The 14833-nt window shown below is 72.1% G+C and carries 12 protein-coding genes; 5 read left to right on the forward strand and 7 right to left on the reverse strand.

Annotation, left to right across the window (positions count from 1 at the left end; translation table 11 throughout):
- Positions 1 to 36: 36 nt before the first annotated feature.
- The 6 genes from ACZ7M7_RS08415 to ACZ7M7_RS08440 all read right to left on the reverse strand — a co-directional run bounded on the left by ACZ7M7_RS08415 (position 37) and on the right by ACZ7M7_RS08440 (position 5837).
- On the reverse strand, positions 37 to 1806 hold the full coding sequence (locus tag ACZ7M7_RS08415; RefSeq protein WP_472114174.1) for a protein kinase domain-containing protein: 1770 nt from the start codon (positions 1804 to 1806) through the stop codon (positions 37 to 39).
- A gap of 97 nt (positions 1807 to 1903) precedes the next feature.
- A complete protein-coding gene (locus ACZ7M7_RS08420) occupies positions 1904 to 2065 on the reverse strand; it encodes a hypothetical protein (RefSeq protein WP_472114177.1) in 162 nt (53 codons plus the stop codon).
- A gap of 65 nt (positions 2066 to 2130) precedes the next feature.
- The gene (locus tag ACZ7M7_RS08425; RefSeq protein WP_383613606.1) at positions 2131 to 2517 is read right to left on the reverse strand and encodes a hypothetical protein; all 387 of its coding nucleotides are present in this window, start codon (positions 2515 to 2517) and stop codon (positions 2131 to 2133) included.
- A 95-nt stretch (positions 2518 to 2612) separates the two neighbouring features.
- Positions 2613 to 4196, reverse strand: a complete 1584-nt coding sequence (locus ACZ7M7_RS08430; protein WP_472114180.1) for a protein kinase domain-containing protein — start codon at positions 4194 to 4196, stop codon at positions 2613 to 2615.
- Positions 4193 to 4981: an FHA domain-containing protein gene (locus ACZ7M7_RS08435; RefSeq protein ID WP_472114183.1), complete on the reverse strand. Its 789-nt coding sequence runs from the start codon at positions 4979 to 4981 to the stop codon at positions 4193 to 4195. The genes ACZ7M7_RS08430 and ACZ7M7_RS08435 overlap by 4 nt, the downstream gene beginning before the upstream one ends.
- A 142-nt stretch (positions 4982 to 5123) precedes the next feature.
- Positions 5124 to 5837 (reverse strand): RDD family protein, encoded by a 714-nt coding sequence (locus ACZ7M7_RS08440; protein WP_383613615.1) that lies wholly within the window; start codon positions 5835 to 5837, stop codon positions 5124 to 5126.
- 256 nt (positions 5838 to 6093) lie between these two features.
- Between ACZ7M7_RS08440 and ACZ7M7_RS08445 the strand changes: the two genes are divergently transcribed.
- The 5 genes from ACZ7M7_RS08445 (at position 6094) to ACZ7M7_RS08465 (ending at position 11383) form a co-directional block, all read left to right on the forward strand.
- Complete coding sequence (locus ACZ7M7_RS08445; protein WP_383613618.1) at positions 6094 to 6948, forward strand: bifunctional methylenetetrahydrofolate dehydrogenase/methenyltetrahydrofolate cyclohydrolase; 855 nt, start codon at positions 6094 to 6096, stop codon at positions 6946 to 6948.
- Positions 6938 to 7432, forward strand: a complete 495-nt coding sequence (locus ACZ7M7_RS08450; protein WP_383613621.1) for a DUF3017 domain-containing protein — start codon at positions 6938 to 6940, stop codon at positions 7430 to 7432. The genes ACZ7M7_RS08445 and ACZ7M7_RS08450 overlap by 11 nt, the downstream gene beginning before the upstream one ends.
- 215 nt (positions 7433 to 7647) lie before the next feature.
- Entirely contained in the window at positions 7648 to 8175 is a 528-nt protein-coding gene (locus ACZ7M7_RS08455) for a helix-turn-helix domain-containing protein (protein ID WP_383613624.1), read from the forward strand.
- Between the two features lie 439 nt (positions 8176 to 8614).
- Positions 8615 to 9949, forward strand: coding sequence for a helix-turn-helix domain-containing protein (locus ACZ7M7_RS08460; RefSeq protein ID WP_472114187.1), 1335 nt, complete (start codon positions 8615 to 8617; stop codon positions 9947 to 9949).
- Positions 9950 to 10393: 444 nt separating this feature from the next.
- The gene (locus ACZ7M7_RS08465; RefSeq protein WP_383613630.1) at positions 10394 to 11383 is read left to right on the forward strand and encodes a malate dehydrogenase; all 990 of its coding nucleotides are present in this window, start codon (positions 10394 to 10396) and stop codon (positions 11381 to 11383) included.
- 93 nt (positions 11384 to 11476) lie between these two features.
- Here ACZ7M7_RS08465 and ACZ7M7_RS08470 read toward each other — a convergent pair whose 3' ends face one another.
- Positions 11477 to 14830, reverse strand: coding sequence for an SAV_2336 N-terminal domain-related protein (locus ACZ7M7_RS08470; protein ID WP_383630113.1), 3354 nt, complete (start codon positions 14828 to 14830; stop codon positions 11477 to 11479).
- Positions 14831 to 14833: the final 3 nt, after the last annotated feature.

Here is a 14833-nt window from a genome sequence, read left to right on the forward strand (position 1 = left end):
TACGTGCGGCCCGCCCCTCACCCGCGGCTGCCGCCGTCACGTCGAACTGCGCAGCGCCGCCCAGGTGTTGGGTCCCACCTCGCCGTCGACCTCCAGCCCCTTGTCGCTCTGGAACAGCCTGACCGCGGACTCCGTGTCCGCGCCGAACTCTCCGTCCACGCCCGAGCCGCCGACGCTGTAGCCGCGCTTGCTGAGCATGCACTGGACCTGGACGACGCGCTGACCCTTGTCGCCCCGGTCGGTGAGTTCGGTGCCGGAGTAGTGGGTGCAGTCCGAGATCCAGGGCGGGGTGGCCGGCGTCGTGGCGGTCCTGGTGGGGGTGGCGGTCGGGGCGCCCCCACCGTTGCCGCTGTCGCCCTCGTCGCTGCCGGAGGGGGTGGAGCCCTCGCCGGGCGTGGCCTGCGTTCCGCCCGCGCCGCCGCTCTCGGAGGCGCTCGGGTCGGCCGACTCGGCATCGGCCGACGCCTTCGCGTCGGTGTCCTTCTCTTTCCCTTCCCCCTTCTCCTTGTCACGGGAGGGCGACGCGGAGGAGCTGGGGAGGGAAGAGCCCCGTGCGTCGTCGGGGGCGGTTCCGGCGGCCGACGTAGCCGCAGCCGAGGCCGTTTCGTCGACGGACGGGCCGGTGAGGAAGAAGGCGCCCGCGGCGACGGCACAGACGGCGAGACCCGCAGCGACGGCGAGGTATGCCCGCCCCTTGCGCCGCTTGCCGTCGCCGTCCGGGGCGGGGGCAGCCGTACGTTCCCCCGGCAGCCGCAACTGGACCGTCTCCTGCGAGGTCCGAGAGGTGTGCGAACTCAGGGGTGCCCGGGCGGTCTCCTGGACGGCGACACCTTCCAGTACCTCGCAGGCCTGCCGCCGGGCCAGCAGCCGGGCGCTCAGCGGCTTGTGCCAGACCGCTGCGCCGCCGTGACCGGCTGCCGTGGCGGCGTCGGTGAGCTGGCGTGGGGTGGGGCGCCCTGCGGGATCCTTGGCGAGACAGGCGGTCAGGAGGGCGGCCAACGCGGGTTCCACGGCCAAGAGTTCGGCCATGATGTCCTGCTTGGGCTCCTCGAACGCGACCCGGTGCATCACGTCGACGCCCGTTCCGTCCCCGAAGGGGGCGTGCCCGGTGGCGGCGTAGATCAGGCTTCCCGCGAGCGAGAAGACGTCGGAGGCGGTGTCGCAGCGGCCCTCGCGCAGATACTCGGGTGACATGAAGGCGGGCGTGCCGACCCGGCTCCCGGTCGACGTGATCGCGCTGCTGTCGGCGGCCTGCGCGATGCCGAAGTCGATGACGTGGGCGCCCTGCAGGGACAGGATCACGTTGGACGGCTTGAGATCCCTGTGTACGACGTCGGCGGCGGTCAGCGCCGACAGGGCCTGCCCCATGTCCCCGACCAGCCGCCACACCCCGGCGCGCTCCAGCTTGCCGCACTCGCGGACCGCTTCGGCGAGGTTGAGGCCGGGCAGGTACTGCGTCGCCATCCACAGCAGCGAGTCGTCGAACCCGGTGCCGAGCAGCTGCGGCGTGCGCGGCGTGTGAACCCGGCCGTGCACGGCGGCCTCCCGCTCGAAACGCCGCCGGAAGCGGGGGTCTTCGGCGTACTCGGGACGGATCACCTTGACGGCGGCGAGGCCGGCGGTGTCGGCGGCGGGGCGGGCCAGGTAGACGTGGCCCATGCCGCCGCTGCCGAGCAGTCCAAGGGGGACGTAGGGGCCGATGCGGGAGGGGGCGGTCGGCTTCAGCGGGGTGGCGCCCGCCTCCACCAGAGCGGCGTCGACGGCCGCCGGGGTGGGTGATGGCATGGGCTGCCGCTGGTCGGTCATGGATCCCCCGAGTGCTGCTCTTCCCCAACGGCCACTCGTGTCCCGTCAGTTGATGTGAGGCTACCGCTTGAGGCGGCAGGGGGATGGGCGCTCGCGGTTACGGAAGGGTGCCGCAGTGGCCGGTGGCGACGCGGACGTCGTCGTCGGACATGTCGTCGACGTCCGGGCCGTCCGCGTCGGAGGCGGCTGCCACGGGGACGGCCGGCGGCGGGGCCGATTCGGTACCGGTCGCTGCCGGAGAAGGGAGAAGCACGGGCACGCGTCGCGGCCTCCGGCCCTCCCCCGAGGGAGCCGGAGGCCGCGACGCGTGCCGTCAGCAGGCGCTCAGCAGGTGCGCAGACCCGGGATCGCCCCGTAGTTCACGCCGCCGGACACCTTGTTGGCGGGGAACCAGCCCCAGCCGCCGTTGCTGACGTTGGTGTCGGCCTGGGTCCACAGCCACCAGTCGTTGCGGGCGTCGCCGACCGGCGGGTTCTCCTGGCCCGGGAACTTCTTCTGGCAGACGAACCAGTTGTCACCCGCGTGCAGCCGGCCCGCGACGTTCCCGTTGAACATCACGTTGCCGGCCTGGTAGTTGTGGCAGTAGCGGGAGTTGTTCGGCCCGCTGCCCCAGCAGCCGTTCGGTGCCGCCGAAGCCCCCGTCGGCGTCAGGGCCACGGCGCCCGTGGCGAGTACGGCAACGGCTCCCAGCGAGGCGAGCATGCGCTTCATGGTCGGTGTCCCTCCGGAATTGCCACCCCCGTTGGTGGACAGGAACACCGTGGCGCCGACCGGCCCCGAGCGGTACCTGTGAACTCTCAGGGTCCCTACTTCGCGGGCGGCGTGTACTCCTTGAGGTAGTGGGCGACGCGGGTGGCGTAGTCGCGGTACTTCGGGGGAACGCCGCCCGCGTTGTTCACGACCTTGGTCGAGGTGCGGTAGGCGGCGGCCAGCAGCACCTTGCGGTCGCCGGAGAGGCCCGTCCGGTTCAGGAGCGGCTCCATGTAGCAGAGGTAGCGGCCCACGGCGGGGATGGACTCGGCCGGGGTGAGGGGAGGCTTGGGGGTCTCCGTCGCGGGGACACCGTCCGCGCGGATCCACCAGCGCAGCAGACTCGGCGTCCAGCGGGCGATGCCGTACTCGCCCTCCTTGCCCACGGACGGGTCGGCGAGGTCCGGGTCGAAGTTGCTCTCCGCCTTCAGCAGGGCGGCGATCAGCGCGGGGGTGACCTCGGGCCGGACGCAGTCGTGGGCGGAGTCGACGATGAGGCGGCGGTAGGCCACCGGGACGCCCTTGTCGGTACGGAGTTCGGAGGCGCCGTAGGAGGCGGCCGTGCCCCTCGTGGTCTCGCGCCCCGGCCCGCCAGCCCCGCTTCCGCCCCCGTCGGCGCCGGTGTCCGCCCAGTTGCTGACACCGTAGCCGAGGGCCGCCACCGCCACCACGGCGGTCGCGGCGGTCAGCATCGTCGTACGGCGGGAGCGGCGGCGAGGGAGGAGCGCCCGCGGCAGCCGCGGCGAGCTGCCCGTGCCCGCCGCGGCGCCCACCCGCCGCAGCAGCGCCTGGGTGCCGATCCGGTCGCCGTGCGTACGGGTCAGACAGTCCCGCACGATCTCCCGCCAGACGTCAGGGAGTTCGGGCGACAGGCGTAGTTCGTCGGTGCCGCGCGCGTAGGCGGCGGCAGCGTCGCGGCGGGTCGACGGGGTGGCGCCGGGCAACGGGAAGGAGCCGGTGAGGACCAGATGCGCCAGCACGCCGAACGCCCAGACGTCGGCCGACGGGCGGATACGGCGGCCGCGCTCGCCGATCTCCGACCAGAGCAGCTCCGGCGGCGTGTAGTCGGGCGTCGAGAAGGCGGGCGTGTACGCGTGCGTGCCCTCCAGTTCCGCCGCCATGTTGAAGTCGGCGAGCCGGGCCGAACCGTCCTTCATCAGCAGCACGTTGGCGGGCTTCAGGTCCCCGTGCACCCAGCCCGCGTGATGCAGCTGCGCCAGCCCCTCGCAGATCTGCGCGAGCAGGACGGGGCCGGAGCCGGGGCGCGGCTCCGCCGAGAGCAGTGCGGACAGGGAGCCCTGCGCCTTCTCCAGCACGAGGATCGTGGCGCCGTCGAGGGCGGGACGGGCCGGGTCGTCGACGGTGAGGGTGTCGTACATCCGGATCAGTCGTGGCTGCTTCAGCCGGCGGTGCAACGCGACCTCGCGCTCGATGAGTTCGCGCAGGTGAGTGAGTTGACGGGGGGTGCCGGTGCCGGTGGGCAGGAACTTCAGGGCGACCGTCTTCGGCAGGGCCTCGTCGTCTCCGACGCGCCTGCCCTCGTACACACTCCCGAACGCCCCCGTGGCGATCGGCTCCCGCACCTCCCACACGCCCACCCGGTACCCCTTCGGCACCGGCACGGCATACGGCTCGGTCACCGGGCCACCCGGCCGGACGCCGACGCGGACGAAGCCGAGAGCGACGGAACTGACGGCGACGACTCGCGCAGGACGACGAGATCGTCCTCCCGCACCAGGTCGAACCGTAGCGCCAGAGAGACCAGCGACTCCTTCTTGCCGTTGAGCCGCGGACCCGTGTCCGCCGTCTCCGGGCCGGGCTTGAGCCGCAGCTTCACGGCGAGGTAGTCGATGTTCCACTGGACCGACGTACGGGACGCGGCGGGCCAGTTGGGGCGCAGCCGCTCCACGACCTGGTCGACCGTGGGCAGCGGGGCGTGCGGTTCACCGCGCAGCCGGGGCTCGCACAGGGCCGCCAGGACGGCGAAGTAGCGCTTGGTGTGGTCGACCGAGAACGCGGGGGCGGTGGTCGCGCCGTCCAGGCCGCCCTCGGAGCTGAGGTAGTCGTGGCGCGGCGCCCACACCTCGATGGGCAGCAGATCGCCGGCCGCCGGCAGCACGATCCGCGAGAACTCGAAGGGGATCGGCGCGTCGAGGCGCCCCGGCCCGACCTTGATGTGCTCGCCCGCGCCCTCCGGGTTCTCCACGACGTACGTCTGTTCCCGGCTGAGGTTGCTCAGTATCCAGAAGGCGCCCTGCGCGGTGATTTGACCCGCTCTGCGGGACACCCCGTCGTGCGCGATCGTGAGGTCGTTGTCGGCGACGGAACGGCCGAAGCCGAGCCGCTCGCCGGGCGCCAGCCGGAGCTGGGTGCGGTCGGTCTCGTCCTCCGTGGTCGGCGGAGGTACCACGATGATGCTGTACAAGGTGCGTCTCCCCGTGCCTGACGGCTACCCACGTCAGGGTAGGGCGACGCAGCGAGGCCGTGCCCCCCTCGTACGAGTGAGACACGGCCATCGGCTGTGTTTGGCGTGAAGTGAGTCCCGCCCAACGAAACCTCGGGTGAGGTCAGTTCTGTACGACCATCGTGCTCGCGGCCTTGTCGTGCCAGCCCTGCTGGCGGCCCGACTTGTCCCAGAACGGGGACAGGTAGACGAGGAGCTGGCCGATGCCGCAGGCCAGGCTGCCGACGATCGGGATGATCCAGCGGATGAACGAGGAGCCCAGGCCGGGCTTCTGGCCGGTGTCGGCCTTCACGACCCGCAGGCCGACGGCCATCTTGCCGAGGGTGGCACCCACCAGACCGACCATCAGCCACTCGTACAGCAGGCCGATCACCGCGAAGACACCGACCACGGCGCCGATCGAGGCCACGATGTCGGAGCTGGCGTCGTTCACGCAGGAGCTGTAGTCGACGGCGTTGGGGTCACATTCGTTGGCCGCGCTGAAGGAGCCCGCGACACCGACGGCGGCAAGGATGATGTAGATGACGGTGAACGCCACACCGTCGATCAGCCGCGCACCGAAGCGCCGGCCCATGGACGCCACGCGGGGAGGCATGCCCGAACCGCCGGGGTAACCCGGCTGCTGCGGATAGCCGTAACCGCCCTGCGGGGGCACGCCCTGCGGCGACTGCGGGTAGCCGTAACCGGCCTGACCCTGCGGGTAGGGAGGCTGTCCCGGCTGGGGGTAACCGGGCTGCTGTCCTTGCTGGGGGTACCCGTAGCCCTGATTCGGGTCCTGCGGCTGACCGTAAGGCGGGTTGGGCGAGCCGAAACTCATGGCCGGATTCCTCCGTTGCGAATGCGGGGACGATGCGGCATTGCGCGGAGGAACTTCACGATTTGAGCGGTTTTGCCCCCCGAACACGTTCCGCGAAACTGCGCCGTTCATCGTTCTAGGTACCGTGCGATTTTGTCCAGTCTGAGGCGGAACCTGTTGTGCAGATGCAATCTTCGGGATCTTGCTGGGGCGATGTACGTCACGGGCCAGGCGTCCGATTGGAACACCGAGGGCGTCATCCGGGAGGATGGGGGTCATGACCGCCCAGATTCTCGATGGCAAGGCCACCGCAGCCGCGATCAAGTCCGATCTGACCGCCCGGGTGGCGGCGCTGAAGGAGAAGGGCATCACGCCCGGCCTCGGCACGATCCTGGTCGGGGAGGACCCCGGCAGCCAGAAGTACGTCGCCGGCAAGCACCGCGACTGCGCCCAGGTCGGCATCGCCTCCATCCAGCGCGAGCTGCCCGCCACGGCGACGCAGGCGGAGATCGAGGCGGTCGTCCGCGAGCTGAACGAGGACCCGGCCTGCACCGGCTACATCGTCCAGCTGCCGCTGCCCAAGGGCATCGACGAGAACCGGATCCTGGAGCTCATGGACCCGGACAAGGACGCCGACGGCCTCCACCCGATGAACCTCGGGCGCCTCGTCCTGAATGAGCCGGCCCCGCTGCCCTGCACCCCGAACGGCGTCCTCACCCTCCTGCGCCGGTACGGCGTCGAGATCAAGGGCGCCGAGGTCGTGGTCGTCGGCCGCGGTGTCACCATCGGCCGTCCGATGCCGCTGCTGCTGACCCGGCGCAGCGAGAACGCGACGGTGACCCAGTGCCACACCGGCACGCGGGACCTGGCCGCACACCTGAAGCGCGCGGACATCATCATCGCCGCCGCGGGCTCCGCCCACCTGATTCGCCCCGAGGACGTGAAGCCCGGCGCGGCCGTCCTCGACGTCGGTGTCTCGCGCAGCGCCGAGGGCAAGATCGTGGGCGACGTCCACCCCGGCGTTGCCGAGGTGGCCGGCTGGATCTCCCCCAACCCCGGTGGCGTGGGCCCGATGACGCGGGCGCAGCTGCTGGTCAACGTGGTCGAGGCGGCGGAGCGCAGTGTCGGCTGAGGGCGGCGCCGGCAAGGCGCAGGAGATCGAGGACGCCGAGGAGATCGAGGTCCGGGATCCGGTGAGCGCACCGGACGCGGAGGGTACGCCCCGGCGCACCACCCGCCGCTTCCCGCTGTTCACCAAGGACACGGCACGTCCCGAGGGCGGCGGCCGCGCCGCTCCCGGTGACGCCCCGGCGCCCGCCCGGCAGTGGCCGGTCCTGCTGGTACTGGGCATGGTCGCGGTGGGTCTGCTGATCACCGCGCTCGACGTGTTCCGGGTCGGCACCCTGGTGATCGGCAGCGCCCTGCTGGTAGGCGCGGTGCTGCGGTGGCTCCTGCCGAGCGTCGGCATGCTCGCCGTACGTTCCCGCTTCACCGACATAGTGACGTACGGCGTGCTGGGCCTCGTGATCGTGCTGCTGGCGTTGATGGCGCAGCCGGACCCGTGGCTGAAGATCCCGTTCCTGAAGGACGCCCTGCATTTCACGGTGGACAGCTGAGGCCTCCCGGCCCCGAAGGCCACTGGGCGCGACGGCGGCCCGTCCTCTCCCCCGAGGAAGGACGGGCCGCCGTCTGCGTCAAGCCTCGGGCACGGCGAAGGTGCTGTTCAACGCCTGTCAGTGCGCTGTGGCACGGAAGTGACCGTTCCGCTACGTCGGGAACCAATGCGCCGCCCCGTGTCGTCACCCGATCGGATCCGGTTCGGAGGTGAGCGATGGGTGCGTGGCAGCCGCTGCCCGACGATCTGCCGCCGGAGGTGCGGCACTTCGTGGAGCAGTTGCGGCAGCTCAAGGACCGCACGGGCCTGAGTCTGGTCGCGCTGGGCGCGCGTACCGCGTACAGCAAGTCGTCCTGGCAGCGCTACCTCAACGCCACCCAGCCCCCGCCCCGGCAGGCGGTCGTGGCCCTGTGCCGGGTGGCGGGGACCGGCAGGGACGAGGCGGAGCGCTTCGGAGTGCGGTGGGAACTGGCCGTACAGGCATGGCCGAAGCCTGCGGTGATGCCCACGAAGGCGGAGCCGGGGGCACACGGGGCGCACGGGATGCACAGGCCGCGTGAGGCGGGCGAGACGCATGAGGGGCCCGAGGGCTACGAGGAGTACGAGGACGACCCCACCCTGCCGTGGTGGGACGCGCCGCCGAAGGAACCGGAGCCGTCGTCGAGTTGGCTGCTGGCGGCCGCCGTCGCACTCGCCGTGGTTCTGGTGCTGACGGCACTGGTCGGGGCCCTAGCGCTGGGGTGAGCCCGGTGAGGCCCCCGCGTCTGACCTGCCCGAATACGACCCCTGTGACGGGCGTGATCGTTTATGTGCTTTCTGTGTGTCGATGTGTTGACAAGTTCGCGCATTTGCAAGGAAGTCGTTCAACAGGCGGGCTAGCGTGGTCGACCGGGACGCACCGGGGTCGTCCCGCGTGTTGGCAAGGGCTTACTACCAGGGTTGCGTCGGCCGAGGAGGGTCGCCGATGGAACACTGGACGCCATTCGACGGGCGTGCAACGGTGCATGCCCACGGTCCCAATGCTCCCGTGCGCCCCCACCCCGGGAACTGAGATCCTTACTGGGCGCATCCCTGTGGGTAGCCACATCGGGGACTCGGCAGAGGGCACCACGCGCGGGGGAACGCGAGAAACACCAGCACGAACCGGGGGGAAGAGGGGGAAGCAATGCCTCGTTGGAGGGCCTTGCCGGATGAACTCGATCCGCAGGTCAGGGAGTTCGCGAGCCAGCTGCGCCGGCTCGTGGACCGCAGCGGTCTGAGCATCGCGGCGCTGGCCGACCGCACGGGATACAGCAAGACGTCCTGGGAGCGGTATCTGAACGGGCGGCTGCTCGCGCCCAAGGGTGCGATCGTGGCGCTTGCCGAGGTCACGGGTACGAATCCGGTCCACGTGACGACGATGTGGGAGCTCGCCGAACGTGCCTGGAGCCGTTCGGAGATGCGCCACGACATGACCATGGAGGCCATCCGGATCTCCCAGGCCCGCGCGGCGCTGAGCGAGTTCGGGGCGCCACCGGCCGGCGCCAAGGAGGGCGCCAAGGCGGGCCGGACGGCACGCAAGAGCGGGAGCGCGACGGCGACGCCCGGCATTGCGGGTCCGGCGGGCGTGGCACCGACGGTGCCGCCGGTGCCTGCACAGCCGACGGCGCCGGAGGTGCGGGACTCGGCCGCGCGGGATTCCGCGGTTCGCGACACCCCGGTGCGGGACTCCTCCGTACGGGACTCGGTCCGGGATTCCTCGGTACGGGACTCGCCGGTCCGGGACTCGGACGGAGCCGACGTCCGGGAGGACGGGGCCGCTTCCGGGGGCAACTCGTGGGGGCTTGCGGGGTATCGAGGTCCGGCGGCGGGTGGCCGTACGTCGGGGGCGGTGCCGTCGGGAGCATCCGGGGCGTCTGCGACGTCCGGGGCATCCGGTGTCTCCGGGGCGTCCGCCGCGTCGGGGTGGGCGCAGAGTCCGCCCCAGCCGTACGGCGAGCCCCCGCAGGGCCCCCGTCCCGGAGGCGGGTCCTCCGGTGGTGGCGGTGGCAAGCGGCGGCTGACGATGTTCCTCGCGGGGGTCGTCGGCGTGCTGGTCGTGATCGCGGCGGTGTTCTTCTTCACCGACGCCGGCCGCGGGCAGAAGGGCGACGAGGCCGCCAACTCGCCCTCTCCGTCCGCGACGACCGACCCCGATCTGCCGGCCGGCGTCAAGTGCAGCGGTGACTCCTGCACCGGCAAGGACGCGGAGAGCATGGGGTGCAGCGGTGACCTCGTGACGACCGCAAAGACCGCGACCGTCGGCGCGGCCGTGGTCGAGGTGCGCTACAGCGAGACGTGCGGCGCCGCGTGGGGCCGCATCACGCAGGCCGCGCAGGGGGACGAGGTGGAGGTGTCGGTCGGCAAGAAGAAGCAGAGCGGCACGATCACCGTCGTCGGCGACACGATCGCGTACACGCCGATGGTGGCCGTGAAGGACGCGGGCGAGGCCACGGCCTGCGCGACGCTGGCCGCCGGTCAGGAGGGTTGCACGCAGTAGCGGAGCACCCGAAAGCTCCTCGGAGCGCTGTCTCGACGCCGGTCAGGCCCTCGCGGCCTGGCCGGCGTCGGGCGTTGGCGACGGGCCGGCGGATCGGGACGATCGGGGCGACCGGGGCGAAAGCACCAAGGCGAAAAGATTTCGGGTTGGACAGGAATGGCCGTCGGCAAAGTGGGCACGCGCACCGTACCCCCACGGGAGTCCGGCAACCGGTACCCCCACCCGGCGGCCGCCCGAGTCCCCCTCTCCCGGACAGGGCGGCCGCCGCTTTTCGGCCCACTTGTGCCTCTCTGTGGGCCGGGCCACACGGACCCGGCCGTGCGAGATCCCGGAGGCGCGATAGCCTGACCGGTGGATCTCTCGACGCCAAGAGATCGATCATCTCTACGCCCCGCACCCCGGGGCAGGGATGCCCTCACCGCCAGCTGTCATACGGAGAACGCCATGACCCGCACTCCCGTGAACGTCACCGTCACCGGCGCGGCCGGCCAGATCGGTTACGCCCTGCTCTTCCGCATCGCCTCCGGCCAGCTGCTCGGCGCGGACGTGCCGGTCAAGCTGCGCCTCCTTGAGATCACCCCCGCGCTCAAGGCCGCCGAGGGCACCGCCATGGAGCTCGACGACTGCGCGTTCCCGCTCCTTCAGGGCATCGAGATCTCGGACGACCCGAACGTCGCCTTCGACGGCGCCAACGTCGCGCTGCTCGTGGGTGCCCGCCCCCGCACCAAGGGCATGGAGCGCGGTGACCTCCTGGAGGCCAACGGCGGCATCTTCAAGCCGCAGGGCCAGGCCATCAACGCCCACGCCGCGGACGACATCAAGGTCCTGGTCGTCGGCAACCCGGCCAACACAAACGCGCTCATCGCGCAGGCCGCCGCCCCGGACGTACCGGCCGAGCGCTTCACCGCGATGACCCGCCTCGACCACAACCGCGCGCTGACCCAGCTCGCGAAGAAGACGGGTTCGACGGTCGCCGACATCAAGCGTCTGACGATCTGGGGCAACCACTCCGCCACGCAGTACCCGGACATCTTCCACGCAACGGTCGCCGGCAAGAACGCCGCCGAGGTCGTCAACGACGAGAAGTGGCTGGCCGACGACTTCATCCCGACCGTCGCCAAGCGCGGTGCGGCGATCATCGAGGCCCGCGGCGCCTCCTCCGCCGCCTCCGCCGCCAACGCCGCCATCGACCACGTCCACACCTGGGTCAACGGCACCGCCGACGGCGACTGGGTCTCCATGGGCATCCCGTCCGACGGCTCGTACGGCGTCCCGGAGGGCCTGATCTCCTCCTTCCCGGTCACCACCAAGGACGGCAAGTACGAGATCGTCCAGGGCCTGGACATCAACGAGTTCTCCCGCGCCCGCATCGACGCCTCCGTCAAGGAGCTCGAGGAGGAGCGCGAGGCGGTCCGCTCCCTCGGCCTCATCTGACGGGCGCGAGCCGACACTCACACCGATCCCCGGGCGGCAGGGCTGCCCGGGGATCGGTGCGTCCGCATCCCCGCTCCCTCGCAGTCGGCCCGTTCAGTGACCTACGACCAACTCGGCCAGATCCAGAAACGCGTTCAGCGTCGGCGTCCGCAACTGCTCCAGTTCCCGGAAGCCCGGGGAGTGCAGAGCCTTGTCGAACGGGACGGCGACCACCTGGTCGGCACCGATGTCGAAACGGCCGGGCAGATCGGCCGGTACCGGACGGCTGGAGACCCCCTCCACCTGCGTCACCACGACGATCGCCTCGTCCGCCAGCTGACGGCGCCCGCTGCCCCGCAGCTGGTCGAGCACCCGCCAGGCGGCGTCGAGGAACCAGCCTGCACTGCCGCAGCACAGGATCAGCCGGTCGGTCAGATCGAGGACGGTGTCGGCCGACCGGTCGAGCCGCAGGGGGGCCCAGTCGGTGAGGACGAAGGAGTAGTACGGCGCGGTCCGCGCCAGGGCGTGCGTGTACGCCTGGGTGTGGGCGAGGTTCGGGGGGACGTGGCCCGGCGGGTGCGCGGCGACCTCCAGACCCGACGACAGGTGCGTGGTGCGGGCGCCGACCTCCTCGTACGAGGCCTCGGCGGGAAGGTCGGCCAAATCGCGCACGGTGGCGGGGTTCCGGCGGGTGAGGAAGGAGCCGAGCGCGCCCTCGTCGGCCGCTCCGTCGAGGGCCAGCACTGGTTCGCCCCGGACGGCGGCGAGGAGGGAGCCGAGCGCCATGGTCGTGGTGGCCCGGCCGCTGTAGTGGTAGGCGCCGATCAGCGTGAGCCGCCTGGCTCGGTTCAGAGGCGTCCGCAGCCGGGCCAGCCGGGCCTCCCGCTCGCGGCGGGCGGAGCCGAACCGTGGCGGGCGGATCGGCGGAACTCCGGTGGGCGGCACGGTGGTCCGCGGCAGCGCGAGTGGTGCGTCCACCGCGGGCCTGGCTGCGGAGGCCGACCGGGGCGTGGGAGCGCGTTCGGCGCGGGACTGGGCGATGTAGTTGGCCAGGACGTCCGCGACCTCGCCCGCGGAGGGCCGTTCGGCCGGATCCGGGTCGAGGCAGCGCAGCACGACCTGCCGCAGCCGTGCCCAGGTGTCGCCCTGCCACAGATGCATGCCCTCGGGGCCGGGAACATGCCGGTGCAGCTCCCGGCCCGCCTTGCTGCTGACGAGCTGGAGCAGATCGCCCAGCGCGCGCACGTTGTCCTCGGGGGTGGGTACGGGGCCGGTGCCCGCGTAGCGGCCGGCTACGGCACAGTCGGACAGGTCGCCGAGCAGCACGGTGCGCCGTAGCACGAAGATGTTCTCGGCGCTGAGGTCCGCGGGCACGATCTCGTGGAGGTGGCAGAGGGCCACGGCGCTCGCCAGATGCCAGCCGACCAGGAGCGCGGTGAGCTTGTCGAAGGGGGCGGTTCTCGTCGCGTGGGCCTGGTTGAAGATCTCCGCGAGCCGTGGCGGCGGCTGGGTCCCGGAGTCGTCCTGGATCGGGGCCGTCGCCAGCCACAGCCGGCCGCTGCTGTTGTCGCGCCCCTGCGCGAGCATCGCGGGGGCGTACTGCCGGTTCAGCCTGAGCAGTGCCTCGGCCTCCAGCGAGATCAACTCGTGCGCGCCGACCGGCAGATCGAGCCGCGCGGTGCGAACCATGGCGCGGGTGCCCTGCCGATGGATGCCGTCGTACTCCACCGTCCGTCGCAGCCGTCGTCGGCCGTGCAGCCGGTAGGGGCCCAGTTGCCGGGGATCGTCGTCGGTCAGCGGCTGCCAGCCGTCCGCCGTGGGGCCATCCCTGCCCGGCTCTCGCTCCAGCCCGTGCACGTCCCGGTCGAACGACACCCCGAACCGGGTCAGCAGTCTGCGCTCGACGTTCGTGAACGGACGGTGCGAGCCCGGCAGCTGGGCCGAGCCGTCAGGATGGGCGAGCCAGGCAGGGAAGTCGGGGGAGACCCCGGCGAGTTGTTCGAGGCGCCGCCCGATGCTGCGGCTGGTCCTCAGGAGCTCGGACTGCGGGACCGCGTCGAGGAGCGCCGAACGTGATGAGTCGGAGAAGTCGAACACCTGGTGCTTGGCGGGCAGCGGCCCGGACACCGGCGCGGGATGCGGCCGCATGAGGCCGCCGAGGAAGACCTCCGCGAGATGGGAGGTTCGCGCCTGCCACGGGACCGCTGTCTGGACCAGCCGCATGACCGGCACGGTGAGCGGCGACACGGCCGCCAGATGGGCGGCGAGCCGGTAGGCCTCCGGCGTGGCCGCGTCCCGGAAGTGCTGCAGGTCCCCTTGGCCGGCGGATGCAGCGACGGTGCCCGACCGGAGCGGCCGGGCCAGCATCGGCAGCTCGACCGTGGCGCCGGGCGAGGCGAGGAGGTGGGCCCAGTCCCGCAGGGAGGCGGCCGTCGGCTCCAGGACCGGGACCGGCACGCCGTCGAAGCGGGCGAGGTCGGACGGCAGCACAGGATCGGTGATCTCCCAGGAGGTGTTGGCACCGCCGATCCGCCGAGTCGTGGCCTGCCACCGCTCCGCGTGGATGCCGGATCCTTCCCACAGGCCGGACGGCAGGGTGTGCAGCACCGCGGCCGGGCCGCGGGAGGCCCAGAAGGAGAGCAGGTCGTGCAGGGCACCGCTGCGCCAGGAGCCGCCCATGCCGTCGCTGATGACGAGGACGAGGGTGCGGCCCGACGGGTCGCCGACCGCGCTCAGCGGCACCGGCGTGCTGTCGGGCCGGAACGGGCGGGCGTGCAGGCGCGGCTCGGAGACGCTGCGGGCGTCGAGGCCGAGGACGCGGGTGGTGGCGAAGGCGCCCAGGCGTTCGAGCAGGGTGCGCAGTTCGGCGCCCAGCCGGTGCCACAGCAGCATCGACAGGCCGTCGTCGACAAGCAGTGCCAGATGCAGCCAGCGCTCCTGCACGGGCCGCAGCACCACGTCGGGCAGCAGGGTCTCGGCGAGCTCGGCGGCGGTGCGTTCCTCGTCGATCTCCCGCCGGTGCGGGCTGGCCTGCCTGCGCCGCAACGGTCGCAGCGCTCGCCCCAGTTCGAGCTCGCGGGTCAGCGCCTTGTCCTCCGGCACCCGTACGGGCAGCGCCTTGCCCGGTTCGGGGTCCTGGCGCAGTCGTATCCCGGGAAGGGGCGGCGGGGTCTGCCGGGCGGCAGCGTACAGGGAGGGGGCGGTGAGGTCGGGCAGGTCCGGGTCGTCGGGGTCGGGCTCCGGTGTGGGCCGGGGCGGCGTGGCCCCCTCCGGCTCGACGGTGGGCGGTGGTTGCGGCGCCGGCTGCTCGACGCGGGCGAGCCGGTTGAGCGGTGCGACGTCCCCGCCCGGCATCCGACGCGCCAGCCACAGCACGTCGAGCACCTGGTCGGCGTCCAGCTCCTGTCCGGAGGCCGCCAGCACCCGCAGAGCCGCCACGAGCCGCGACCCGCCCCCACCCCCGCTCACGAC

The organism is Streptomyces sp. NPDC111606 (assembly GCF_055656945.1).